This is a genomic window from Muribacter muris (assembly GCF_001038205.1).
Taxonomy (GTDB): domain Bacteria; phylum Pseudomonadota; class Gammaproteobacteria; order Enterobacterales; family Pasteurellaceae; genus Muribacter; species Muribacter muris.
Window position 1 is genome coordinate 1 of the sequence record NZ_JWIZ01000089.1, and the last position, 25,637, is coordinate 25,637.

The following is a 25,637-nucleotide window of genomic DNA, read 5'->3' on the forward strand; positions in this document are numbered from 1 at the left end:
GTATTGCTCAAGGCTATTAGGCTACCTTATAAGCCTCAAATGGCTCCGACGTCTCTTTTTCACGATTTAAACCAGCCATAGTTTCAGCCAAATTCATTATTGCAATTCTGCCATCATCAGAACTTTTTCGGTAATAGAGAATTAGATCTTTCTCGTGATTATTTAATTTATCCATTTCTGATTTCTGTGGTTGGCTTTGCGCAGGCATAAGCTCCAAGGATTGCTCAATCATTCTAAGGGCTTGTTCCAGTTCTTGCCTGTTCATTTTACCCGCCTTAATATCAAGCCTTAATTCGCCCGCTGACCGCGTGTGAATGACGTAATCGTGAGGTGGCTCGGGAGAATGTATCGCAGTAAAGCCCAGTGTCTTCTGCACTTCTTCGGGGAAAGAAGAATAATGATATTCAAACGTTTTCCCTTAACTCCTATTCCCTTCCTTCTCTGTGTGCTTTTTTACTAATTCCCTTATCGGTGGTAGGTAAATTTTCAAGGTTCTGTTCAAGTAATTCTGTAATTGACCACCATTCTTGTGAGTTCTTCATAAAATCACCTTGTAACGAACTCCGTTTTTTTTTCAAAATTTTTACCTAAGTGATTGATAATTAAAGGAACTATAAAAGAATACAAAAATCTTGAAAAGAACTATTAAGTTCTTTACAAATGAGTAATATAGTTTGTTTCAAGTTACTTAATCAAGTAAACGTTTTTAGTTAGTTAATCGCTAAGGATACCATTCAAACAAAGTCTATACGAATAAAGATATTTACGTTGATGAGAATAAAATCAATTATTGGGGCGACAGTTACCTTAAAGCCACAGAGAATAACTATGGTGGCATAATGATTAACTGCCCGACACGCAATGGCCGAATGCTGATTGAAAGCAATAACAATCGGTTTGCTCTTATCCGGCGAAACACAGAAAGTGGGGTAAATTATTATGTGATTACCACACCGGAAAGAAGCGGTACAATGGCGCTTGAAGGGGAGACAATCAGCACCGTGCATAAAGGGTACGGCGCTTATAGTAACCAATATTGCTCCTGAGCGCTGATTTTTGTAGCCGACGGTTACTTAGACGGCGTAGAAGTTGTCGGTGAATAGTTTCATCAAGTCCTACCGAAATACCGACACCAAGATAAGACTCTGTTTGTGCTTTATCCGCCCTATCTCTGCACACATCAGGCGAGTTATAAGAAGGCACACTATTTTGATTTAATTGATTTCCTACGGCTGATTTACTTAACTCGTCCACCCTATATCTTCTTCAGCTCAACCTTTGTGGCTCGTAACAGCGAGTTATGTAATGACAAGAGCGTTGAGATAATAGAGGCTCATGCCATGAAAAATCATATGCTAATGCTAGTGAAAGTTCCCCCCGAAATTAGCAGTATCAAGCTTTATGGGATATCTGAAAGGGAAATCTTCACAATGATATTCGAAAGGCATGCGAATTTGAAATATAAATATGGAAATAGAAACTTTTGGGCAAAAGGCTATGGCGTAAGTATGGTAGGTTTGAACATCAAAGTAGTCGAGGAATATATCAGGAATCAATAAAAAGAATATATGGATTTCTTTAGGGGTAGCTATAGAGTTATTGTACGGTTGGCGGTTTTTTACAGCCCCTATTGAAGTACTAGATACGGAGTGACCTAAAACCGCCCGTGAAACGGGCGGATTGTTATTATTAAAGAATATTACCAGTGTACGCGTAAACCTACACCGAATGCGTTGTCTTTAACTGAGCTAAGTTTTTGACCTGCATTATTGTATGTTTTGGTTTCTTGGATACGACCTTCAATAAAGGTGAATACATTTTTATGGACTTTGTATTCTGTACCTAACATAAAGCGGTGTGAACGTTCTTTTTCAATTGTGGTACCTGATTCTTTTGTTTTACCGTTTAAGTAAACATAGTTACCATATACTGCAACTGCCGGAGTTACTTGGTATTTAGCACCGGTATGTAAACCGTGAGTGAATTTTCTGTTTGCTCCGTCTTTATCGTTTTCAAAACCGTAGTCCGCTGCAAGAGTTAAGCTATCAATGGTATAGCTTCCACCAACCATTCCAGCATCACGGTAGTGTTTAGTGCTTGTTTCTGTTGCGTAGTTATCACGAGTATAACCTGCTGCAACTTTTGCGGATTGACCTTGAGCTACATCAAATCCGTAAGTAACACCTGCACCATAGCCTGATTTTAATTTGCCAACAACAACTTCACCGTCTTTACGATCTTCAGCAAAACGGTAGTCAACACCAACTTGTAAGCCTTCAATACCTTTGTAGTCATAACGTACAACAGATTTACCTGAAGTTGTTAATGGCGTTTTAGTAACACCGTAGGTATTATCGAAACCTGCTTGTGAGATATCATCACCGATAGTTACTTGGCGACCGAAAGATACTTCACCGAATTGTTTGCTGCCTAAACCAACATAAGCACGGTGAGCATAAACATCACCAAATTCATCGGTTGTTTTTGAATTGCTTGAGAAACGTAACTCTAAACGACCGAATGCAAATAAATCGTCAGATAAGTCGTGTTTTACACGCACACCGAAACGTGAACCGTCATTTTTTAAGTTAGTATGGTTGCGTGCTTTTTTAGTTTCGTTACCATTTCCATCTTTAGTTCTTGAGCCAGAGTTATCTAACAATAGGCGGAGAGAACCGTCCACATCAACTTTAGTGCCTTCGTTTTCATACACAGTTACCGCTGATGCTGACGCTGCGAATGCTGTTACTGCTAATGCTACAAGTGTTTTTTTCATAGTGTTCACCTTAAATTTTATTTTAAGTCAAAATTACTCCCGTTAAGGTATAGAAGTAATTCTCCAAATCCGTTGCTTAATCTGACTAAAACTAAGCAACACCGATTGCGTGTGCATATTGTCAGAAAGCAAAATTTATGTCAATAGAATAGGTGGTGTTTGAATGATTTAGTTATTTTTCAATGTGTTATGTGTGTTTTAGTCTGTAAATTACGTAGAGAGTGTTGAAAATTAGTTAATGCAAAAAAGTGGCAGATTGTTATTAACTCATTGATTTATAATTGGAAAGTTTTAATCAAACTGAAAACAGGCTCTATTCTTCAAATTTGTGACGCAGATCACAAAATGAGAAAAATATTTGAACTTTTTTTCATCACCAAATGGTTTATAGGCATTTTCTTGCTGTTTCTAGGCACTAAGGGATTTTGATTGACGAGTTTATACCGGCTACATTAGTATTCCGTGCTATGGTTTTTCTTATTTATCTATTGGAATGAAAACATTTCTTGATACGATTGAGCAACAATTTGCAACATTTTTACCCTATTCTAATTATAGGGTGAGTGTGCCGGAAGCTCTTTTTGAGCGTTCGCAGGGAGAGATAGGAGAGTTTGTTGCTGAGTTACAAGAAACTGCTAAGCAACTGGTTCAACAGCGTGATTCTCTTTATGCCGAGCTTTATGCGAAACGATTAATTTTGCAGTTTGATGCGTTACAAAAAGCGTTAGATAAATTGCAAGCAGCACATCAGGATAAACCGTTCCAATCATCTTATCGTTTTGCCCGAAATATTCATCAGCTTCCCGTTGAAAAACGGTTGATGGAGTATAAGAAAGCCTTACGAGCATTGAATGAAAAATTGAGCTGGCTGACCGAGCAGAGTTATCAATGTAACGATGAGACACAAAGACAGAATTATATCGCACAAATCCAGGAAACAGAGTACCGTAAGCAAAAATGCTTGCAGGCAATTGAGGCATTAGAATAGGCAAAGGGCGAATTTTACCGCCCTGTTTGATAGTTAATTTCCGGAAATCTTTAATTTTTCCAATAAAATTGAACCGGTTTGAATATTGGAACGGTGTTCAATATCATCGGCAACAGCGACTAAATTATTAAACATATCTTGGAGCTGACCGGCTATCGTGATTTCGGCAACGGGATATTGGATTTCACCGTTTTCGACCCAAAATCCCGCTGCCCCTCGAGAGTATTCCCCTGTTACCCCATTTATAGCGCTGCCGAGCATTTCGGTAACGAGTAGTCCTGTCCCCATTTCGCGAACTAAGCTATTCAAACCGCCTGAACGGTTCGGCTTCACCAACCAGTTATGAATACCGCCAGCGTGGCCTGTTGTCTGCATTCCCAGTTTTCTCGCACTGTATGAGGTGAGTAGATAGGTTTGCAAGATCCCGTTTTGAATAATTTGTTGATCTCGGGTGTAAACACCTTCGCTATCAAAGGGCGAGGAAGCAAGCTGGCGGACGAGGTGAGGGCGTTCGATTATCTCAAACCAGCTCGGCAAAATTTGCTCGCCGAGTTTATCTTGCAAAAAGCTTGCTTTACGATATAACGCACCACCGCTGATGGCACCGGCTAAATGCCCGATTAAACCGGTGGCGATGTCGTTATAAAAAATGACCGGCACTTCGCAGGTGGCGAGTTTTTGGGGATTAAGCCGCTCTACTGCTTTTTGGGCGGCTTGCTTGCCGACCCATTCCGGTGAGGCAAGGCAGTCAAATTCACGGGAAATGGTGTATTCGTAGTCCCGTTCAAGCTGATCTTGATAGGCGGAGATGACGCTGCAAGAGAGGGAATAGCGGCTGGATAGATAGCTTTGTAGCATTCCGTGGGTATTACCGTAAACACGGATACCGCTGTGAGAGTTGAACGTTGCCCCATCGCTGTTGACAATTCGCTCATCGCTTGCCAAAGCGTGATGCTCTGTTTCAGCGGCGAGTTCAACGGCTTGGTCAACCTCAATCTCTGCATGGTGATAAAGCGCTAAATCCGGCGGATTAAACGCCATTAGGGCTTCATCGGCAAGTCCGCTACATTCGTCCTCAGAAGTATATTTTGCAATCGCAAGGGCGGATTCGACCGCTTGTTGAATGGATTGGGGCTGTAAGTCGGAAGTGGACGCATTACCTTTACGCTTACCCAGATAAACCGAGATACCGAGCGAACCGTCATTGTTAAACTCAATATTTTCCGTCTGCTCTAAACGGGTAGAAACGGATAATCCCGCGACTTTGGTAACGCCGACTTCGGCGGTTGCTCCTGCTTTTTGGGCATAGTCGAGCGCAATTTCCACCGCATTGCGCAGTTGTTGCTCTTGCTGTTGAAGTTCTGTTTGACTGATTAACGCCATTTTTCTTCCTTTTGGTCGTGTACAGGCGGTTGGTTGAGGGGAAAATCTTGCAAAAAATCTCGGCTAACCGACCGCGTGATAATGAAATTCCGCTCATTTTACCTTAATTTTCTGCTAAACTAGCCACAATTTTTTTGAATGAAGGATACAGAATGGCGAGAAAGCAACGTAATGAGATTGATTGGACGGATGATGAGGAAGAGATCATTTGGGTCAGCAAGAGTGAGATTAAACGAGATGCGGAGCAGCTTAAAAAGTTGGGAGAAAGTTTGATTGGGCTGAATGCGGTGAATTTAGCGAAAATGCCGCTGCAAGAGAATATCCGAGAAGCGATTGAGCTGGCACAGCGGTTAAGATTAGAGGCACGTCGCCGCCAAATTCAATATATCGGCAAGTTATTGCGAAGCGTTGATCCTGAGCCGATTCAAGAGGCGTTGGATAAGGTCGAAAACCGTCATAATCAGCAACAGGCGTTGTTGCATAAACTTGAATTGGTACGGGATCAATTAGTCGCACAAGGCGATGAGGCATTAAGTGCGTTGATTGAGGAATATCCGACGTTGGATCGTCAGCATTTGCGTCAGTTAATTCGGGCGGCACAAAAAGAAAAACAAGCCAATAAACCCCCTAAAAATTACCGTGAAATTTTTCAATATTTAAAATCAATGATTGTGGAGCAGTAGGAAACTCAATGGAAACTCTCTTTTATTTGCATATTGGCTTGGCGTATGTCAGCCTGATGTTATTATTGTTGCGTGGGGTATTGTCGGCAAGAAAGGTTGAATGGCGACAATATAAATTGTTAAAAATTGCACCGCACATTGTCGATACCTTTTTATTTGCAACGGGGATCGGGATTTTCGTGTGGTTTGGGCTGGATCTGCAAGCGTGGATGTTTGCCAAACTCTTTTTCTTGGTAATGTATATTCTGTTTGCTGCTAAAGCCTTTAAGAAAAACCAACCTTTTTCGCTCAAGCATTTCATCTTAGCGGTGGTGAGCTTTATGATGATAATGCTGGTCGCTACCGTAAAATAGCTAAAAAATCCGCAGAGTGCTGCGGATTTTTTATGTTCAAATAGTCTTACTCTGCCTTTGCTTATATGAATGCAAACGTGGTAGAAATCGCACTAGCGTCCGCGGGTAAAGCATACGAAGATATACTATAATAACGGACGCAAGCATTGTATCCCTACGATTTTTGAGGAAAATCGTTTGCCTAACAATAGAGCCAGGTTTATTTGGCTAAAACTGTTTTTAAGGCATTGCCGATGTCGGCAAGGCTACGCACGGTTTTTACACCTGCGGCTTCAAGGGCGGCAAATTTTTCGTCTGCCGTGCCTTTGCCGCCGCTGATAATCGCACCCGCGTGCCCCATACGTTTGCCTTTTGGTGCGGTAACGCCAGCAATATAACTAACTACCGGTTTGGTGACATACTCTTTAATAAAGGCTGCTGCTTCTTCCTCTGCCGAACCACCGATTTCGCCGATCATTACGATAGCGTCTGTTTCCGGATCATCTTGGAACAGCTTGAGAATATCAATGAAGTTTGAGCCAGGAATCGGGTCGCCGCCGATACCGACACAAGTCGATTGTCCAAAACCCTCATCGGTGGTTTGCTTAACCGCTTCATAGGTGAGTGTACCGGAGCGGGAAACAATCCCGATTTTCCCTTTTTGGTGAATATGTCCCGGCATAATGCCGATTTTACATTCATCAGGGGTAATCACACCCGGGCAGTTCGGCCCGATCATCCGCACACCCGTTTGATTGAGGCGTTGTTTGACTTGCAACATATCAAGGGTTGGAATGCCTTCAGTGATACAAATCACAAGCTCAATACCGGCATCAACGGCTTCTAGAATGGCATCTTTACAGCCGGGGGCAGGTACGTAGATTACCGTTGCCGTTGCACCGGTTGCTTCGACCGCTTCACGCACAGTATTGAAGACCGGTAAGCCCAAATGCGTCGTGCCGCCTTTACCCGGTGATACACCGCCGACTAATTGCGTGCCGTATGCGAGTGCCTGTTCGGAGTGGAATGTGCCTTGTCCGCCGGTAAAACCTTGGCAGATTACTTTTGTGTCTTTGTTGATTAAAATCGCCATTGTTTCCCCCTATTGATTAGCAGCGGCTTTCACGGCAAGTTGTGCCGCATCGGTTAATGTGGTTGCGGCAATGATATTTAAACCGCTATTGGCAAGGATTTCACGCCCTAACGGTGCGTTGTTTCCTTCTAAACGTACCACAACCGGCACGCTAACGCCCACTTCATTGACGGCTGCGATGATACCCTCTGCGATTAAATCACAACGCACAATCCCGCCGAAAATATTGACTAATACCGCTTTCACCGCTTTGTCGGATAAGATGATTTTGAAGGCTTCCGCAACACGCTCTTTGGTTGCGCCACCGCCGACATCGAGGAAGTTTGCCGGCTGACCGCCGTGTAGTTTCACAATATCCATCGTGCCCATTGCTAGACCTGCACCGTTTACCATACAGCCGATATCGCCTTCAAGGGCAACATAGTTGAGCTGGTGGGATTCGGCAAGGGCTTCACGCGGGTCGTCTTGGCTCGGATCTTGCATCGCTACTAAGGCAGGCTGGCGATAGAGTGCATTGCTATCGACAACGATTTTGGCATCTAAGCAGAGAAGATTGCCTTCTTTGGTGGTAACAAGCGGGTTTACCTCAAGTAATGCGAGATCTTTTTCAACGAACATTTTCGCCATTTGCACGAAAATATGGGCAAATTGTTTGATTTGATCACCTTTTAAGCCTAGTTTGAACGCCAATTCACGCCCTTGGTACGGCATTCCGCCGACTAACGGATCGATCGCCATTTTGTGCAATAAATGTGGAGTTTTCTCCGCCACTTCTTCGATATTTACGCCGCCTTCGGTTGAAACCATAAAGACAACCCGTTGCGACGCACGGTCTAACACTGCGCCTAAATAAAGCTCACGATCAATATTCGAGCCTTCTTCAATATAAATAGTATTGACCGGCTGACCGTTGGCATCGGTTTGGAAGGTAACCAAACGTTTACCGAGCCATTGCTCGGCAAAGGCTTTCGCTTCGGCTTCGTTTTTAACTAATTTCACTCCGCCGGCTTTGCCCCGTCCACCTGCGTGTACTTGGCATTTTGCCACCCATAAGTCGCCGCCGAGTTTTTTGACGGCTTCGCCCGCTTCGGCAGCGGTTTGGCAAGGAATCCCTTGGCTCACAGGTAATTTGTATTCAGCAAAAATTTGCTTACTTTGGTATTCGTGTAAATTCATAGTGTTTCCTTTGTTTTATGATAAAGGCTTTATAATTCGGTTTGGTAAGCGGTGCGTACCGCTGTGAGATTTGCAAAAAATCTCAAATCACAGACCGCTTGCACAAACAAGCGGTCTTTTGGATTAAATTTCCAGTAATAAGCGTGTCGGATCTTCCAATAAATCTTTGATCGCCACTAAGAAGCCGACCGATTCGCGTCCGTCAATTAAACGGTGATCGTAGCTGAGTGCCAGATACATCATCGGGCGGATCACCACTTCACCGTTAATCGCAACAGGGCGATCTTTGATGGCGTGCATCCCTAAAATCGCACTTTGCGGCGGGTTGATGATCGGGGTGGACATCAATGATCCGAACACACCGCCGTTGGTAATGGTAAAGTTACCGCCGGTTAAGTCTTCTACGGTTAATTTGCCGTCCCGTCCTTTTTCCGCTAAGGCTTTAATCGATTTTTCAATTTCTGCCATACTGAGTTTGTCGCAATCACGCAAGACCGGCGTAACCAGACCGCGTGGAGTAGAAACAGCGATACTCACATCAAAATAGTTATGGTAAACCACATCATCACCGTCAATAGAGGCATTGACTTCCGGATAGCGTTTGAGGGCTTCCACGACGGCCTTAATGTAGAAAGACATAAAACCTAGACGCACGCCGTGTTGTTTTTCAAATTTTTCGCCGTATTGTTTACGCAGGGTCATAATCGGCTGCATATCCACTTCGTTGAAAGTAGTGAGCATTGCGGTGGTGTTTTTGGCTTCAAGCAGACGTTCGGCAATGCGTTTACGCAAGCGGGTCATTGGCACGCGTTTTTCGCTACGGGCAGCGTAGGCAACGGTGCTGACGGTATTTTCCGCTTTTTCCGCCACTTTAGCGGTACGTTTGGCGAGTGCAGCTTCCACATCTTCACGGGTAATTCTGCCGCCTACGCCCGTGCCTTTAATTTCTTCGGCGTTGAGATCGTGCTCGGCAAGTAAGCGGCGGATCGCCGGACTTTGCGATTCGGCATCGCTGTGATCGTGTTCAATCGCAGCGGATTTACGATCTGCCGGCGTTGCTTCATTTGCTTGCGTTAGGGTAGCAGGGCTGACATCACCCGCTTGTGTGGTGGATAAAATGCCCAGCACTTGTTTGCTGATAACGGTTGCACCTTCGTCTTGTGCAATTTTGCTGATCACACCATCGCTGGTCGCCGGGACTTCTAATACCACTTTGTCCGTTTCAATTTCAACGATGACCTCATCACGTTTAACGCTGTCGCCTACTTTTTTATGCCAAGTGGCAACCGTTGCGTCAGCCACTGATTCAGGGAGATCCGGAACAAGAATTTCGATAGTCATAATAGGTTTCCTTTTAATCTTCGTTCACCAATCGGGACACACGGGGTGTGCCCGCTGTTTTACAAAATAGTGTGTATAACTGACCGCTTGTATGCGGGTTAAGCGATAGTTAAGGCATCGCTAACCAGTTGTTTTTGTTGCTGCGTATGCAATGACATATAGCCGACCGCAGGAGAGGCGGAGGCAGGACGTCCGGCATATTTGAGTTTGGCATTATCTGCAATCGAAGCCTCAAAATTGTGCTTGCTGCAATACCACGCCCCTTGGTTGAGCGGCTCTTCCTGACACCAAACGAAATCGGTAACGTGTGCATACGGCTCAAGGGCTTTTTTCACATCATCGTGCGGATACGGATAGAGTTGCTCAATCCGAATGATTGCCACGTCCGTTTGGTTGTTTTGGCGGCGCTGCTCAAGTAGATCGTAATAGACTTTACCGGAGCACATTACCACCCGTTTGACCTGCGCAGGATCGAGCTTATCAACTTCACCGATGACATTTTGAAACTCGCCGTTGACTAATTCATCAAGGCGGGATACTGCCAATGGATGACGCAGTAAGGATTTCGGCGAGATCGCGACAAGCGGTCGGCGCATTTTGCGTAGTGCTTGGCGGCGCAGCATATGGTAAACCTGTGCCGGCGTGGACGGAATACAGACTTGCATATTTTGCTCGGCACAAAGCTGTAAATAGCGTTCTAGGCGTGCGGAGGAGTGCTCCGGCCCCTGACCTTCGTAGCCGTGCGGTAATAGCATTACCAAGCCGCACATTCTGCCCCATTTTTGTTCACCGGAGCTGATAAATTGGTCGATGACAATTTGTGCGCCGTTGGCAAAATCACCAAATTGGGCTTCCCAAATGGTTAAGGTTTTCGGATTAGTGGTGGCATAGCCGTATTCAAAGGCTAAAACCGCCTCTTCGCTTAATACCGAATCCCACACTTCAAAGCGCCCTTGATTGCTGTGTAATTGGGTGAGCGGCACATAGCCTGTACCGTCATTTTGGTTATGAATGACGGCGTGGCGGTGGAAGAATGTGCCACGACCGGCATCTTCACCGGAAAGGCGAACGTGCGTCCCCTCGTCTAGCAAGGTGGCGTATGCCATTGTTTCTGCCATTCCCCAGTCAAATAATTTATTGCCTTGATACATTTCTCGGCGGTCTTTGTAAATTTTTTCGACCCGAGAGTGCGGGCGTACGCTGTCCGGATATTCGCATACCCGTTTGGCGAGGGTCAGGAAACGGGCTTGCGGGAAGGTATTTTCATACGGATCAGTCCATTCATAGTTGAGATATTGCAACCAATCCATTGTGGCGGTGTCCATTTCACGCCATTCCGACACGACCCGTTCGCCGTTATCTAGCGCATCACGGTAGAGGTTAATCATCTCAATTTCATCATCATTGGTGATCACCCCTTCATTGATAAGACGGTCGGCATAGACTTTGCGAGGTGTCGGATGTTTTTTGATAAGCCCGTACATCATCGGCTGCGTAGCTAACGGCTCGTCTGCTTCGTTATGACCGTGGCGGCGGTAAGAGATTAAGTCAATGAAAATATCCCGTTTGAATAACGCACGGTATTCAACCGCCATTCTGGCTGCAAAGGCAACTGCTTCCGGATCGTCTCCATTAACATGAATGATCGGCGCTTGGATCATTTTGGCAATGTCGGTGCAGTATTCGGTTGAGCGGGTATCGTTTGGGTTAGAAGTTGTAAATCCGATTTGGTTGTTAATGACCACCCGAATCGTACCGCCTACCCGGTAGCCCCGTGCATTTGACATATTCAGGGTTTCTTGTACCACGCCTTGTCCGGCAACGGCGGAGTCGCCGTGAACGGTAATCGCCAATACTTTTTCCCGCTCGGTATCGTTAATACGGGTTTGTCTTGCGCGTACCGAACCGATCACCACCGGGCTGACGATTTCTAAATGGGACGGGTTGAATGCAAGAGCAAGATGCACTTTTTTGTCATCAACGGCAAAATCCGATGAAAAACCTTGGTGGTATTTCACATCGCCTGTGCGGTGGGTTTCGGCGTGCTTGCCAGCAAATTCATCAAACAATTCCGCCGGTTTTTTGCCGAGAACATTGACGAGCATATTCAAACGCCCACGGTGTGCCATCCCCATTACCACATCGGTCATTCCTTGGCGGCTGGCGTGGCGGATAATCTCTTTCATTAACGGAATAAACGCATCGCTACCTTCAAGGGAGAAACGTTTTGCACCGGGGAATTTCGCCCCTAAATAACGCTCTAGCCCGTCTGCCGCCGTCAGCTCTTTTAATAAGTTAAGCTTTTCTTCTTTTGAAAAGAGCGGTTTATTCAGCACGCTTTCCATTTTGGCTTGCAGCCATAATTTTTGTTCCATATCCTGAACGTGCATAAACTCAAGCCCGATGCTGCCGCAATAGGTTTCTTTGAGGGCATCGGCAAGCTCGCTCAGTTTGATCGTTTCTTTATTGTAAACATAACGCCCGATATTAAAGGTTTCGTCCAGATCTTGTTCGCTAAAACCGTGGTGGCGATAATCTAACTCCGGCACTTGCGAAGTTTTCCAGCGGTAGTAGTTAAGCGGGTCGAGTTTCGCTTCCAAATGCCCACGGAAACGGTAAGCATTGATGAATTGTAACACTTTGACCAGTTTCGCACTGGCTTCAGGATCGATGATGCTGACCGCTTCCGAACGTTGCTCACGGGCTAAACGGCGGAAGTAATCCCGCACGGTAGAGTGGGGCTGCTCGGCTTTTTGAGCTTGAGGCAGTTGGGCAAAAATGGTTTTCCAACTGTCATCGACACTGTCAGGATCGTCAAGATACTGCTCATAGATTTCTTCAACATAAGATTGATTAGCGCCGCCGAGAGCGGTGGACGCAAACCATTCATCAAAATTGTTATGTTGCATACAGACCTAACCTTATTGAGATGTTTACAAAATTTGCACTGATTGCCGAATATTGGGCAAACAGGCGACACATTTCCGTCATTGACGGACGAATGTTACCGAATAATGCCTATTATGCCTGAAATTCAAATCTAAAACTGTGAAGTAAGTCTGATTTTTACATTTTGTTCACAAAAAATTAAATAAAAAGGGCGTTTGGGCAAAACTCGGTGAAGCTGTGATAACTAAAATGTAAGACAAGCGGTCGGTTTTGTCAGATTTTTTGCAATATCATATAGCGGTTGCACAGCGCTGGATATTTGCCCATCGGTAGGAACGCATTACGTGCGTCCAACTAATTTTCGGAGAGGACACACAGCGCGTTCCTAGAGTTTGATGAAATACAATGGCGACTTCAACCGATTATTTGCAATATTTCCCTGCCAACCGACCGCTTGCGTTAAAAAATCGTGCCGCCGAGTTTGATTGCATATAGAAAGAGGCTGGCGGCGATGCCGTACATTATCAGTCCGGTGAGTGTATCGAGAATTTGCCAAGTTCGCCGTTTTTGAAAATAGCCGGCTAACTTGCCGGCAGCAAAACCGACACCGAAGAACCATAAAAAAGAGCAGGCGAGTGCGCCGAGTAAAAAGGCGATTTTTTCCTCGAAAGTCAGCGTGCCGCCAATACCACCGACAATCACAACCGTATCAATATAAACGTGGGGATTGAGCAGCGTGATGGCGAGCGTTACCATTACCGCTTTTTTTAAGCTCGCTTTGGACGTTTGACCGCCGGCAAGCAGTTGGCTCGTACCTCGGTAAGCGCTGATAAAAGAGCGGCTGCCGTAACTCAACAGGAAAATCGCGCCGAATAAAGCTAACCCGAAACTGAAGAGCGGCGATTGCGAAATCAAGCTGCCCAAGCCGAGAACGCCGAGGGTCATCAGTACCACATCGCAGAAAAAGCAGATAAAGGCAACCCAAAAAACGTGCTGTTTTAAAATCCCTTGTTTGAGTAGAAAGGCGTTTTGTGCGCCGATAGAGACAATCAGCCCAAAACAGACCACAAATCCGTGTAAAAAAATGTCCATCTTATTTTCTCCTGTTAACAAGCGGTCGATTATACTGAAATTTTTGCAAAAATTAGGGTATAATCCGCAAAATTTTACTCCCTGTTTGCGAAGGAATATCTTATGCCACATCTTAACGAAAATGAATCCTGTATTGTGATTGCGATCGCCGGTGCGTCTGCCTCCGGAAAGAGTTTGATTGCCTCCACTATCTATAAAGAATTAAAAGCGGAATTGGGGCAGGACGATATTGGGATTATTTCGGAAGATGCGTATTACCGTGATCAAAGCCATTTGGCAATGGAAGAGCGGGTGAAAACCAATTATGACCACCCGAATTCAATGGATCACGCCTTGTTGGTGTCGCATTTGAAAGCGTTGAAACAAGGGCAATCGGTGGAGATTCCGGAGTATGACTATGCCGAGCATAACCGTAAAAAAACGGTAACGCATTTTTCGCCGAAACGGGTGATTATTTTGGAAGGCATTCTATTGCTGACCGATGAGAAAATCCGCAATGAATTGAATGTATCTATTTTTGTCGATGCGCCGCTAGATATTTGTTTTATCCGCCGTTTACAACGGGATATGCAAGAGCGGGGCAGAACGATGGAGTCGGTGGTGAATCAATATCGGGCAACAGTGCGGCCAATGTTCCTGCAATTTGTCGAACCCTCTAAACAATATGCGGATATTATTGTGCCAAAAGGGGGTAAAAACCGCATTGCTATCAATATCTTAAAAGCACAGATTAAACAGTTGCTCAAGCAAAAATAGGAGAGCCGTATGCGTTTATGCGACAGTGATATTGAACGTTATTTAGACGAAGGGATCATTGCCCTTACGCCTCGTCCGGCGAATGAAAAGATCAACGGTGCGACCATTGATGTGCGTTTGGGCAACTCTTTTCGGGTGTTTCGTGAACATTCCACCCCTTATATTGATTTGAGCGGACCGAGAGAAGAAGTTACCGCTCAACTTGAACGAGTGATGAGCGAAGAAATTTTAATTGGTGATGATGAAGCCTTTTTCCTGCACCCCGGTGAGCTGGCGTTGGCAACGACACTGGAATCGGTAAAATTGCCGGCGAATATTGTCGGCTGGCTAGACGGGCGTTCCTCCCTTGCCCGCCTTGGTTTAATGGTTCACGTTACCGCTCACCGCATCGATCCGGGTTGGGAAGGGAAAATTGTGCTGGAGTTTTTCAACGCCGGCAAACTGCCGCTTGCTTTGAGACCGAATATGGCGATCGGGGCATTGAGCTTTGAAATTCTCAGCGGTGATGCCCAACGCCCTTATAACGCCCGCAAAGATGCAAAATATAAAAACCAACAAAGTGCGGTATCAAGCCGAATCAATGAAGACGGCTGATTGACAATGTAAAATGAGAGGGGAACGGCGTTCCCCTTTTTTATAGGCTATGCAACCAAATTTGTCGTGATTGCCGATTTCACAATGTCAATCCCCTGTTTATAGCGTTCAATAAATCGTTGATAGCCTTCAACGATAGTTTTTTCCGGATAAATTAAGTTGAGCTTGGTTTGATTAAAAATATACGCGTCCAAATAATCTTCTAAGGACATACTGTCTGATTTAGCGAGAAAATTAGCCAATAGCGCAATGCCCCAAGCGCCACCGTTTGAGGCGGTATCCATTGTAGCAAGTGGGATATTCAGGGCGGAGGCAAGGATTTTTTGGGCAACGTTTTCCGTTTTGAAAATACCGCCGTGCCCTAAAATGCGATCGATCGCGACATTTTCTTGCTCTATTAAAATATCCATTCCGAGCTTCATTGCACCGAATGCGGTATAGAGGTGGGTACGCATAAAGTTGGCAAGGTGAAATTGTGCATTGGTGGGGTGTAGAAAGAGTGGGCAGCCTTTGGTGAGCCCGACATTGTGTTCGCCCGAATAAAATCCGTAAGAGAGAAGATTACCGCAGTCGGCATCGCCTTCTAATGCGTGGCGAAACAGTGTTTCATAAAGCTCCTCCGTGTAAACTTTGACGCCGAATAATTGCAGGCATTCACCGAGTAGATTGACCCACGCATTGATGTCGGAGGTACAGTTTTGAGCGTGTGCCATTGCGACTAATTTTCCGGCAGGTGTTGTAACAATATCCAGCTCGGCATAGGTCTTGGATAAGGCTTTTTCCAGTACAATCATCGCAAAGGCAGATGTGCCGGCAGAGATATTGCCGGTTTTCTCTTTGATGCAGTTTGTGGCAATCATCCCTGTACCGGCATCCCCTTCGGGGGCACAAAACGGGATACCTGCTTGTAGATTGCCGGTCGGGTCAAGTTTTTTAGCTCCGCAAGCGGTCAGTTGTCCGGCTTTTTGCCCGGCAATTTTAACGTTGGGGAGCAACTGTTCCAGCGTCCAAGGGTAGTGTTCTTGTGCAATAAGGCGGTTGAATTGAGCAAGCATTGTGCGGTTGTAATCAAGTAAGCCCGTATCAATCGGGAACATTCCGGATGCATCGCCAATACCAAGACATTTTTCGCCGGTTAGCTGCCAATGTACATAGCCTGATAAGGTCGTGAGGAAATCAAGCTGATGGAGATGAGGCTCTTGATTGAGAATGGCTTGGTATAAATGCGCAATACTCCAACGTTGAGGGATCGGATACCCAAACCGTTCGGTTAATGTTTCGGCAGCTTGTAGCGTCATATTATTACGCCACGTCCGAAAAGGGACGAGCTGATTGCCGGTTTTATCAAAGGCAAGATAGCCGTGCATCATTGCACTGATACCGATCGCCTGTGCCGTTTTGATAACCGTGCGGTATTTCTCTTTGACGGTCTGTTGTAAATCGCCGAAAGCCAGTTGTAATGTCTGCCAAATTTCGCTTTGATGGTAAGTCCAAATACCGTCAATAAAATGATTTTCCCAGTCTGCGCCGCCGGTAGCGAGAATGATGCCTTGCGGATTGATCAGCACGGCTTTAATGCGGGTTGAACCTAATTCAATCCCAATAATAATATTGCCTGAATCAATCTCTATTTTTTCATTTTGCATTGTAAACTCCTATTTGAATAAACGGCTTTTTTCTAAAAAGATAAATAAAATCAGTAGTGTTCCCCATAATATCATTGTGATATAGCTACTGATACCAAGCATATTTAAACCGCTTTCAATCATTTGCAATAGAATGAGTGCTAAGATAATGCCGATGAGTTTACCTTTCCCGCCGTCAGGATTTATACCGCCTAATACGGCGGCTAAGATGGAAATCAATAAATAAGAGTCCCCATAAGATGCTTTTGCCGAGTTTAATTTTGATGTCATCAATATTGCGGCAAAGGTGCAAAGTAGTGAAGAAAGAATATAAACAATGATGATCACTTTTTGGGTATGAATACCGGAATAGAAGGTGGCTTTTTCGTTGTTACCGATAAAATAAATTGATTTGCCTAAAGTGGTCTTTTCTAAGATAAACCAAACACAAAAGAAGAGGATTAAACATACTAAGAGAGGGATCGGAATGTAAAAGAGGGAAGAGGCATTGAGCGTTAATATATGATGAGGGAGATTGGAGATAGTCGAGCCATTGGTGAATAAAATATTTAAGCCGTTAATCAGTGTCATTGTACCGAGTGTCGCTAAAATAGGCGAGACTTTAATAATGGCAATTAAGCAGCCGTTCAATAAACCGATTAAGGTTGCACATACTCCGCTTAGCCCAATAGCTAGGAATAGAAACATCGGGCTTTCATTTTGAGTAACCAAATAGGCGATAATCAATGCACTGCTATTCATTGTGGCAATGATAGAGAGATTGATACCGCCGGTTATCATTGGAATTGACATTGCGAGCGTTAGAATACCGAGAATCGCCACTTGTGATGCCATTGATTGAAAGTGAGCTATCGACCAAAAAAGCTCGGGAATAAGGATTGAAAATAGGAAGAGTGCTAAAATAAATAATAAGCAGAGGTATTTTGTCGGGCGATCAATATAGCGTTTCATTCTGTTTTCCTTATTTTTTATGTTGTGCAAGAGCGGTTAAACTAATACTTAAAATCATAATGCAACCGGTAATAACCATCTGCCAGTAAGATGAGACATTTAATAAATTCAGACCGTTTTGAATCATTGCAACTAATGCCACGCCCATTACCGTGCCGGATAATGTGCCTTTGCCGCCCGTTAGGCTTGCTCCCCCTAATACAACGGCTGTGAGTACGGTTAATTCATAGCCTAACAGAGAATCCGGTGCGACCGATTGCACCGTATAAGACTGAACAACGCCGGCAACACCTGCCATTATGCCCATATAGCCGTAAGCGAGAATATGCAGTTTCAGCAAATTAAAGCCGATTCTCAGTGCGGATTCTTTATTTCCGCCCAGTGCGTAGATTTGTCGCCCCAGACTGACTTTATTTAATAAGAGATGAGTCATCAGAATAACGCAGAGCATCACAATAATTTGAAAAGATAGCCCGTATTCTACGCCTTCTGCTGTGGTGTGTTTAAAGAGAATATATTCCTGTTGAAACCAGTGTGGAAAATCATACAGCCAAACCCCTTTCGTAACATAAAGCAGAGCGCCATAAAAGATATTAAGTGTCGAAATCGTAATAATAATGGCGGGTACGGCTAATTTATGAATAATAACGGCATTGAGCATACCAAATAACCCTCCCACCAAGATTGCGATAGCAAAAACACCGATTAAGCCGATATGATAATGCTGAATAATAGAAATCATTACATATTGGGCAATAATCGTAATCGCCGGAAAGGAAATATCAATACCGCCTGCAATTAAAACGACAAGTAATCCGCAGGCAAGTATCATTAACATTGCATAATTATTAAAAATATCGTAGATATTTTCGATGGTTAAAAAATCGTGTGTGAATAAACTCAATAGCCCAAATAGCACGAGTAACGTTAAAAATAAAATACGGTTATTTAGATTTTTCATAAACAATATCCTCAATAGCCTGTTCTGTACAATCGTTTGGGCGAAACTGTGCCGTTATTTTGCCTTTATTCATTACAAATACCCGATGGCTATGGTAATAGGCCTCCTCAATTTCATCGGTAATAAAAATCACTGAAATCCCTTTTTCGGACAGTGTTTGAATAATATGAAAAATCCCCGTTTTATTGGCGACATCAACCCCAATCGTTGGCGAATCTAAAATCATCACTTGGGGTGAAACGGCTAACCACTTGGCAATAGATACTCGCTGGGCATTACCGCCCGATAATGTATTGACGGCTAAATCCGCATCGGCGGCTTTAATCTTGAGCTTTTCAATAAACGTTTGGCTTAATCGGCGGGCAGATTGGTTTTGGATAATATTAAATCTGCCGGTGAGACGTTGAAGCACAGTTGAAATTATATTGTGATGGATTGATTCTGCCATTATCAGTCCGGTATTCATTCGATCTTCCGAAACGTACACAATCCCTTTGGCGATCGCTTGGCGGTTATTTTTTAAGGAAATCCGTTGCCCGTTCAGCCTGATTTCACCACAATCCGGTTGAGTAATGCCGAATAAACTCAAACAGAGCTCGGTACGTCCTGATCCTAATAGGCCGACTAACGAAATAATTTCACCTTGTTTAAGCGAGAAATCAATCTGTTGATATTGATGGGCGAGACAGAGATTTTTAACTTCAAGTACCGTCGGCGTTTGCAAAAAATCGGGCGGATCTAACCGCTTTTGGTGTAATGTAAGACCGGTCATCAAAAAGGTCAGGCGTTTTTCGTCCACCTCTTGAATCGGGTATTCACCAACCTTACTGCCGTCTTTTAGCACTAATACCGTATCGGAAACGGTCAGCACTTCTTTTAAGCGGTGGCTGACAAAAATGATGCTGATCCCCTTACTTTTCAGCTTAAGCACAATATCCAGTAAATAATGGACTTCGTGAGCGGTTAAAGAGGCGGTCGGTTCGTCCATTATCAATAAGCGGGCATTTTGAGCTAAGGCACGGCAAATCGCGACCAGTTGCTGCTGGGCAATCGGGAGATCTTCAACGTTAGCGGTTAAATCTAAGGTTGCATTGATGCTATCCAGTGCATTTTGAGCAATGTCTCGGATCGCTTTCGGCTTCACGAATCCGAATTGGCGGTAATGATTGATGGCAATATTCTCCGCAACACTTAAATTAGGAAATAAAGCGAGATCCTGATAGATAACTTGGATACCTTGCTCAATAGCGGTTTTAGGGCTTAATTGCGTATGCAATGTTGAACCTATCCGAATTTCCGCGCCGCTATCCGGTTGGTAAACGCCGGATAGAATTTTGATTAAGGTCGATTTGCCGCAGCCGTTTTGACCGCATAGGCACAGTGCTTCGCCGTCATTTAAACGAAGATCGACTTGATTAAGTGCTTTGACACCGCCAAAGGTTTTGCTGATGTTGTGCATTGAAATAAAGGGCATAATGACTTCCTGGTTATTGATGAGAGCAAGCGTATCCGGATAAAAGCGGATAACAAGCGGTCTGTTATCCGCTCTTTTTTGTAAAAGTGTGATGAATCACTTGTCGATCTTCGATCAATAGAGGCTGTCGATATTCTCTTGTGTAACTTTCAGCACTTTATGGAACTGTAATAATTTTTTGGTGTGATCGACTTTGGCTTTGCCAATATGAGGAATTACTAATCCGTCTTCAATCGCTTCGCCTTTTAGCACTTTAGCAGCCACGGCAGCTAAAGCATAGCCGGCATTTGCCGGATCGTAAGTGATCCCCATTGTAATATTACCGCTTTTAATCAGGGCAGCGGCTTGCGATGGAATCATCATTCCAAATACATTGAGTTTTCCTTTTAAGCGTTTTTCTTTGACGGCTAATCCCGCACCAATCGGGCCTTGTGAGCCGAATGAAACGACAGCTTTCAGATCAGGGTGGGCTTTGACCAAATCAATCGTGGTGCGGCGGGCATCATTGATATTTTCAGCGACGGGCATTCTACTGGTAACTTCAAACATTTCAGGGTAGTGAGCTTGCTGATATTGAATAAATAAATCCGCCCAAAGATTGTGTTGCGGAACGGTTAAACTGCCGACATAGATTACATAACCGCCTTTTCCGCCTAGTGATTTGGAAACTTCTTCGACATAATCCGCGGCAAACTGGGCATTATCAATGACTTCGATATCCCAATCGGCACTGGGCTGCCCGACAGATTCATTAGTTAAGACGACAATACCTTGCTGTTTGGCTTTTTTCAGTACCGGCTCTAATGCATTGGCATCGTTAGGCACAATTGAAATGGCTCGCACTTTTTTGGTGATTAAATCCTCAATCAATTTCACTTGCTGCGGTGCATCGGTATTTGCAGGCCCGACTTGGTAGGCATTGATATTATTATCTTTACCCGCTTGTACAACGCCTTCCGCCATCCGATTGAACCAAGGCATACCGTCAATTTTGGCGATGTTCACAACATCATTGGCAAGTAGATTGCTGCTGAAGGCAAGGGTGAATAGCGTAGAGAGCAGCAAGGGTTTAAGCATTTGTTTTTTCATCAGAAAGTCCTCATAGTAGGTGAGTTGATTTTCCTTAATTTAATGACCGCAATTAAGGGCTGGAAATATCTTAGAGGTCGGAGATGTAAAAGAATAGGTAAATTTCAGTTATAAATATGGAATATTCTGCTACCGAAAACAAAGTGCGAAGCAGATCACATTTTTATAAACGATTTTGTTCCTGCCGTCTGAACTCGGAAGGGGAAAGCGCCGTATGTTTTTTAAAAATTTTTGAAAAATAAAGCGCATCTTCATAGCCTAAGGATTTGGCAATTTTATGTACCGATAAGTTAGAAAAATAGAGCAGTTTTTGCGCTTCATTGATGCGTTGTTGCTCCCGCCATTGAATAATCCCCATTCCAAGCGCTTGTTTAAATAAGTGTGCAAGGCGGGATTCCGATAAATAGACCTGTTGGGCTAGAAATGCTACATTCCAATTTTGTGAAAGATTTGCCGAGATGAGATCGCACACCTTTAATATTCTGCTATCAATGGGGGAAATCGTGTCGCTTTGCTCGGCAGACACACATTTCATTAGCAAATATTCCAATAGGCAACGGCTAGTATCTTGTTTGAAAGGATGAGCGGATTTTAGCTCCCATTCAATTTTCGTGAATAATTGACTGATTTCTTGAAAAAGCACCGCATCATTTAGGGTAATTCTACCGATATTTTGTTGAGTATTGCGCCAATGCAGCCATTTTAGCCAGCCCGGTTTAGCGTAAAAATAGAGCCATTTAGAATGCCAAAACGGGCATTCCGGTTGGCGGAAATAGTGATGGACACTGTGAGGGCAAAACAGTAACAGTTGCCCTCGTTGTAAGGGCAAAGGGTGCTTCCCGTCGTGCATTATCCCTTTTCCGAACGTAGTGAGTTGAAGCATATAACCTTTCATTCCCTCCGGGCGATGGACGACAAAGTCCAGGTAATTACCTTTTTCACTTTGGGTAATACCGGCAGCGATCTCACAGTGATTAAAAGAGGCGGAAAAAGTATTCTCATTCATCATTAAAAACGCCATTCATTGACGAATGGCGCTCCGTCTATATTATTCAAACAAGGCTTGATGCAGGGCATTGACAACCTGATTGGCGTCTTCGTTTTTCACCAAGGTGCAGACGTTGTTGGTGCTGGCTCCATAGCTGATGAGGCGGACGTTATAAGGCACGAGGGTTGCAAATAATTGCCCCGCAATACCCGCTTGTCGATGCAAATGATTACCGATAATGGCGACTAAGGCAAGATCGGATTCCACCTGCACATTGCAATAGGCTTGTAATTCAGTGAGTAAATCCAGCGAAAGCATATCCGTGCCGGAGGACGCCGAGCCGGTTTTGTCGAGAGTAAGAGCTACACTCACTTCGGAGGTAGTGATCACATCAACCGAAATTTTGTGCTTCGCCAAAATAGCGAACACATTGGCTAAAAAGCCTTGGGCGTGCAGCATACTCAAGCTGGACAAGGTAATCAAAATCTGATTACGGCGTAGGGCAATCGCTCGGAAGGTTGGGCGGGGTTGCGGATCACGGGTTACCCAAGTGCCGCCCTGTTGCGGGGCTTTGCTTGAACCGACATACACGGGAATATTACTGCGTACCGCAGGGAGTAACGTTGCAGGGTGCAAGACTTTTGCACCGAAAGTTGCCATTTCCGCCGCTTCGTTAAAGCTGATAGTTTCAAGACGTTTGGCGTTGGCGACAATACGCGGGTCGGTTGTATAAATCCCCGGCACGTCTGTCCAAATTAACACATCGTTTGCGTTTAATACTTCAGCGAGAAGGGCGGCGGTGTAATCGCTGCCGCCTCGTCCTAAGGTCGTGGTTTTGCCTTGTTCATCACGTCCGATAAACCCTTGGGTGATAACGATTTTACCTTGTGCAATCAGTGGTTTTAGCACGAGATCGGCTTGCTGTTGGGTTTTGGTATCGTCAGGGGCAGCTTTACCGAACTGGCTATTGGTTGCCACCACATTACGCACATCGACCCACTCGGCAGGACACTGCTTTTCGTGAAGAAGCTGGGTGAACAGTCGGGTGGACATCATCTCACCGTGGCTGATTAACTCATCGGTGAGAGCTGGGGAGGTCGCTAAACCGGCGGATTCCGCTAATATTTGGATTTGATTGAGCAAGCGGTCAATCTCTTCACGCACGTTTTCCGGGTGCTGGATATTGTCAATAATACGGTATTGAATGGCTCGGACTGCCGCTAAAATAGCCTCTCGGCGTTCGCTCTCACAACCGTTTGCCAACTCGACTAAATAATTGGTGATACCCGCCGAGGCAGATAGGACCACCACACGAGTATTGGCATCAGCGATAACAATATCGGCACAGGCGGACATTGCCTCAAAATCGGCAACACTGGTTCCACCAAATTTCGCAACGGAAAGATAAGACATAATAATTTCCTATGATGAATGTGTTTACAAAATAAAGAGGTAGAATGGTAGGGTGGAATTGAGTTACTTTTGGTTTGTGAGAACAAATTTAAGAGCACTCCATTTAAGCTTTGCTCAAATGACAGCTGATAGGATTCAACCTGACTCAGCCGATGATCATTCCTGTCTAGTGAATTCACACCTCGGCAAGCATTCCCATCACTTATCCTCAAACGGTCTAGTTCCCTAAGATAAGTTGCCTGAATGTTGCACCTCTCTTACTTTAAAATCAATTAGTTACAAAAAATAGCGTAATTTTGGCGTAACGTATAATTTTAAAGAACACGGATTTAATCCGCATAGAGTAGCTTACCACAATTTAATTGAGGGGCAATAGTCTATTTAAAGCGTTTTGAGTTTGCTCTAAACCAACGAACAACTTCACCGGCGATATAGCGAGGGCGAGGATTTGGATTGTCTGGATCTATTGTTACTGGTTTGGGAAAGGAAGGGGATTTTGCTATTTTTTTATCAATAATTGAGCGATTACGATTTGCCATAATCGTTGCGTCATCCACGCTGTTAATGATCATGCAAAAATGCACCAGGAAGATCATTGAAAAGTGATCCAGGAAGATCATTGAAAAGTGATCCACTGAGTCTTTTGATAAACGCTTTGTTATTTAAACAAGGGAATAACCTGATATGTTTTGGCTGGAAACTATCTTAAAAATCTACCGTCTTTATCATAAAAACGGTCTCTTTCTGCGACAAATCGCTGAAAAACTCCGCCTTAGTCATCGTGCGGTCAAAAAGTATCTTAATACGATTGATGTCCCTCACTAGAAATGTCAATACACCGGTTCGCCTAAATTAGGGGCTTATAGAGCCACAATTAATTGAGCTACTTCAAGTAGATATAGCTACCACTTGCTCAGAGATTAATCGCAGTACGCCACCTCATAACTGCTAAAGCGTTCCTGCTGATTGGTACGGAGTAGGTCGCTGGTGTTAAACTCGATCACATACCGTTTTGGGCTTTGGTTGGTTAAATCAATCATCAGCGCATCTTTTAATTGCTGCTCAAAATTGACTAAGTGCGGTCGCAGGGTTTGCCCTAAAAAGGCTCGACTGGCTTCGCTGAAATTGGCGTAGCTGGAATGGCTGTAATCCTGTAAGAAAATCGGGCTGATATTGAAAATGCGGGCAATATCTTCAATCGTGAATTTACGACTGGCTAACCACTCCGCATCTTGATTACTCATTCCGAGCTGCTTATAGTCCATTCCGCCTTCAAGGATTGGGATTTTCCCACTGTTCTTTGCCCCTTGATAGCGTTTCAAGGCTTCCATAGCCCGTTGCCCTTTGGCTTGGTCGAACCAATCGGGCGTAGTGATGATACCGCTTGCCATTAAGCCGTTTTTCATTGTCGCTGCCCCGTGCCGCTGTTGGGCTAATCCCAACCCGACTGCCTCACGGCACACAGTAATCGGGGAACGCCCCATAAACCCATCACTTGAGGCATAGCGTAAGTGTAATATTTCATCTTGTAGGTAGTTTTTTACCTTGCCGTTTAAGTCGGTAATTTGATAAAGATAATTCCCCGTTAGTGTGCGTTGGATATTGACGGCGTGCGGCGTGCAGGGCTTCGGCAGTCTGTGGGCTGACAAATTCCCCTGCGCCGGTATTTGATGCCCCCATTACCGCCAACACATCATATTCGTGTTATCGCCTTGATGCTGTGTATTGTGGCGTTCTTCTTCAGTGATGGCTTCATAACGGGCAATTTCTTTGGCTAAACCGTCCGCTTGTGAACGTAACTCATCAAATTTAGCCCCTTCGGCTTCAGTGGTTGAAGGTTTTTCTTCGTCTGCTTTAGTTAAGATGGCTCGCATCTCATTTTCTAACGCCGCTTTCTGTTGGCGTAGTGCTAATAATTTTGGGGCTGTACTAGATAACTAGGGAAATCTAATTTCAGGTTAGAATAATCCCTATGAGAAGAAGTCGTTTAAGTCAGTACAAGCAAAACAAAC

At 44.5% G+C, this 25,637-nt stretch carries 24 protein-coding genes, 2 pseudogenes and 1 riboswitch; of the genes and pseudogenes, 8 read left to right on the forward strand and 18 right to left on the reverse strand.

All coding sequences use genetic code 11. The annotated features are described in order from the left end of the window. Window positions 1-16: 16 nt before the first annotated feature. Window positions 17-265 carry a hypothetical protein gene (locus RO21_RS13570; RefSeq protein ID WP_053067776.1) on the reverse strand — a complete coding sequence of 83 codons (249 nt, stop codon included), beginning with the start codon at window positions 263-265 and terminating at the stop codon, window positions 17-19. A gap of 574 nt (window positions 266-839) precedes the next feature. Here RO21_RS13570 and RO21_RS11040 point away from each other — a divergent pair. After that, window positions 840-1,046 carry a hypothetical protein gene (locus RO21_RS11040; RefSeq protein ID WP_047977835.1) on the forward strand — a complete coding sequence of 69 codons (207 nt, stop codon included), beginning with the start codon at window positions 840-842 and terminating at the stop codon, window positions 1,044-1,046. A 15-nt stretch (window positions 1,047-1,061) separates the two neighbouring features. Then, window positions 1,062-1,559: pseudogene (gene tnpA / locus RO21_RS13785) on the forward strand (IS200/IS605 family transposase); the annotation flags it as partial. Window positions 1,560-1,699: 140 nt separating this feature from the next. Here the strand turns inward: tnpA and RO21_RS11050 are convergent. Then, on the reverse strand, window positions 1,700-2,776 hold the full coding sequence (locus tag RO21_RS11050; protein WP_047977836.1) for a porin: 1,077 nt from the start codon (window positions 2,774-2,776) through the stop codon (window positions 1,700-1,702). A 493-nt stretch (window positions 2,777-3,269) separates the two neighbouring features. Here RO21_RS11050 and priC point away from each other — a divergent pair, with 493 nt between their 5' ends. Then, window positions 3,270-3,764: a primosomal replication protein PriC gene (gene priC, locus RO21_RS11055; RefSeq protein ID WP_047977837.1), complete on the forward strand. Its 495-nt coding sequence runs from the start codon at window positions 3,270-3,272 to the stop codon at window positions 3,762-3,764. 33 nt (window positions 3,765-3,797) lie between these two features. On the opposite strand, the gene pmbA is transcribed toward priC, so the two are convergent. Then, complete coding sequence (pmbA, locus tag RO21_RS11060) at window positions 3,798-5,147, reverse strand: metalloprotease PmbA (protein ID WP_047977838.1); 1,350 nt, start codon at window positions 5,145-5,147, stop codon at window positions 3,798-3,800. Between the two features lie 152 nt (window positions 5,148-5,299). On the opposite strand from pmbA, the gene yjgA reads away from it, so the two are divergent. Further along, window positions 5,300-5,830, forward strand: coding sequence for a ribosome biogenesis factor YjgA (gene yjgA, locus RO21_RS11065; protein WP_047977839.1), 531 nt, complete (start codon window positions 5,300-5,302; stop codon window positions 5,828-5,830). An 8-nt stretch (window positions 5,831-5,838) separates the two neighbouring features. Next, window positions 5,839-6,183 carry a SirB2 family protein gene (locus RO21_RS11070; protein WP_047977840.1) on the forward strand — a complete coding sequence of 115 codons (345 nt, stop codon included), beginning with the start codon at window positions 5,839-5,841 and terminating at the stop codon, window positions 6,181-6,183. Between the two features lie 199 nt (window positions 6,184-6,382). Here the strand turns inward: RO21_RS11070 and sucD are convergent, their stop codons facing one another. From sucD to RO21_RS11095, 5 genes are all read right to left on the reverse strand, one after another. Then, window positions 6,383-7,255, reverse strand: a complete 873-nt coding sequence (gene sucD, locus RO21_RS11075) for a succinate--CoA ligase subunit alpha (RefSeq protein ID WP_047977841.1) — start codon at window positions 7,253-7,255, stop codon at window positions 6,383-6,385. Window positions 7,256-7,264: 9 nt separating this feature from the next. Then, window positions 7,265-8,431 (reverse strand): ADP-forming succinate--CoA ligase subunit beta, encoded by a 1,167-nt coding sequence (gene sucC / locus RO21_RS11080; protein ID WP_047977842.1) that lies wholly within the window; start codon window positions 8,429-8,431, stop codon window positions 7,265-7,267. A gap of 123 nt (window positions 8,432-8,554) precedes the next feature. Beyond that, entirely contained in the window at window positions 8,555-9,772 is a 1,218-nt protein-coding gene (gene odhB / locus RO21_RS11085) for a 2-oxoglutarate dehydrogenase complex dihydrolipoyllysine-residue succinyltransferase (RefSeq protein WP_047977843.1), read from the reverse strand. 98 nt (window positions 9,773-9,870) lie between these two features. Further along, window positions 9,871-12,681: a 2-oxoglutarate dehydrogenase E1 component gene (gene sucA, locus RO21_RS11090; RefSeq protein WP_047977844.1), complete on the reverse strand. Its 2,811-nt coding sequence runs from the start codon at window positions 12,679-12,681 to the stop codon at window positions 9,871-9,873. 439 nt (window positions 12,682-13,120) lie between these two features. Continuing rightward, entirely contained in the window at window positions 13,121-13,753 is a 633-nt protein-coding gene (locus RO21_RS11095) for a LysE/ArgO family amino acid transporter (protein ID WP_047977845.1), read from the reverse strand. Window positions 13,754-13,855: 102 nt separating this feature from the next. On the opposite strand from RO21_RS11095, the gene udk reads away from it, so the two are divergent. Both udk and dcd read left to right on the forward strand, forming a co-directional pair. Beyond that, on the forward strand, window positions 13,856-14,509 hold the full coding sequence (gene udk, locus RO21_RS11100) for a uridine kinase (protein ID WP_047977846.1): 654 nt from the start codon (window positions 13,856-13,858) through the stop codon (window positions 14,507-14,509). A 9-nt stretch (window positions 14,510-14,518) separates the two neighbouring features. Beyond that, window positions 14,519-15,103, forward strand: a complete 585-nt coding sequence (gene dcd, locus RO21_RS11105; protein WP_047977847.1) for a dCTP deaminase — start codon at window positions 14,519-14,521, stop codon at window positions 15,101-15,103. Between the two features lie 47 nt (window positions 15,104-15,150). Here the strand turns inward: dcd and RO21_RS11110 are convergent, their stop codons facing one another. The 8 genes from RO21_RS11110 to RO21_RS11145 form a co-directional block, all read right to left on the reverse strand. Then, window positions 15,151-16,749 (reverse strand): xylulokinase, encoded by a 1,599-nt coding sequence (locus RO21_RS11110; protein WP_047977848.1) that lies wholly within the window; start codon window positions 16,747-16,749, stop codon window positions 15,151-15,153. 9 nt (window positions 16,750-16,758) lie between these two features. Then, the gene (locus tag RO21_RS11115; protein WP_047977849.1) at window positions 16,759-17,700 is read right to left on the reverse strand and encodes an ABC transporter permease; all 942 of its coding nucleotides are present in this window, start codon (window positions 17,698-17,700) and stop codon (window positions 16,759-16,761) included. A 10-nt stretch (window positions 17,701-17,710) separates the two neighbouring features. Beyond that, window positions 17,711-18,661: an ABC transporter permease gene (locus RO21_RS11120; RefSeq protein WP_047977850.1), complete on the reverse strand. Its 951-nt coding sequence runs from the start codon at window positions 18,659-18,661 to the stop codon at window positions 17,711-17,713. Next, window positions 18,645-20,135 (reverse strand): sugar ABC transporter ATP-binding protein, encoded by a 1,491-nt coding sequence (locus tag RO21_RS11125; RefSeq protein WP_084724305.1) that lies wholly within the window; start codon window positions 20,133-20,135, stop codon window positions 18,645-18,647. The genes RO21_RS11120 and RO21_RS11125 overlap by 17 nt, the downstream gene beginning before the upstream one ends. A gap of 114 nt (window positions 20,136-20,249) precedes the next feature. Next, window positions 20,250-21,224 (reverse strand): substrate-binding domain-containing protein, encoded by a 975-nt coding sequence (locus RO21_RS11130; RefSeq protein WP_047977852.1) that lies wholly within the window; start codon window positions 21,222-21,224, stop codon window positions 20,250-20,252. A 163-nt stretch (window positions 21,225-21,387) separates the two neighbouring features. Further along, window positions 21,388-22,233, reverse strand: coding sequence for an arabinose operon transcriptional regulator AraC (araC, locus tag RO21_RS11135; protein ID WP_241482499.1), 846 nt, complete (start codon window positions 22,231-22,233; stop codon window positions 21,388-21,390). A gap of 39 nt (window positions 22,234-22,272) precedes the next feature. Next, window positions 22,273-23,625 carry a lysine-sensitive aspartokinase 3 gene (gene lysC, locus RO21_RS11140; protein ID WP_047977853.1) on the reverse strand — a complete coding sequence of 451 codons (1,353 nt, stop codon included), beginning with the start codon at window positions 23,623-23,625 and terminating at the stop codon, window positions 22,273-22,275. An 84-nt stretch (window positions 23,626-23,709) separates the two neighbouring features. Further along, window positions 23,710-23,890, reverse strand: a riboswitch (Lysine riboswitch). Between the two features lie 112 nt (window positions 23,891-24,002). Then, window positions 24,003-24,164: a hypothetical protein gene (locus tag RO21_RS11145; protein ID WP_162198528.1), complete on the reverse strand. Its 162-nt coding sequence runs from the start codon at window positions 24,162-24,164 to the stop codon at window positions 24,003-24,005. Window positions 24,165-24,309: 145 nt separating this feature from the next. On the opposite strand from RO21_RS11145, the gene RO21_RS13170 reads away from it, so the two are divergent. Next, window positions 24,310-24,450: a hypothetical protein gene (locus RO21_RS13170; protein WP_162198529.1), complete on the forward strand. Its 141-nt coding sequence runs from the start codon at window positions 24,310-24,312 to the stop codon at window positions 24,448-24,450. Between the two features lie 107 nt (window positions 24,451-24,557). Here RO21_RS13170 and RO21_RS11150 read toward each other — a convergent pair. Then, window positions 24,558-25,250: pseudogene (locus RO21_RS11150) on the reverse strand (phage portal protein); the annotation flags it as partial. Between the two features lie 54 nt (window positions 25,251-25,304). After that, the gene (locus tag RO21_RS11155; protein ID WP_047977855.1) at window positions 25,305-25,499 is read right to left on the reverse strand and encodes a hypothetical protein; all 195 of its coding nucleotides are present in this window, start codon (window positions 25,497-25,499) and stop codon (window positions 25,305-25,307) included. Between the last annotated feature and the right edge of the window lie 138 nt (window positions 25,500-25,637).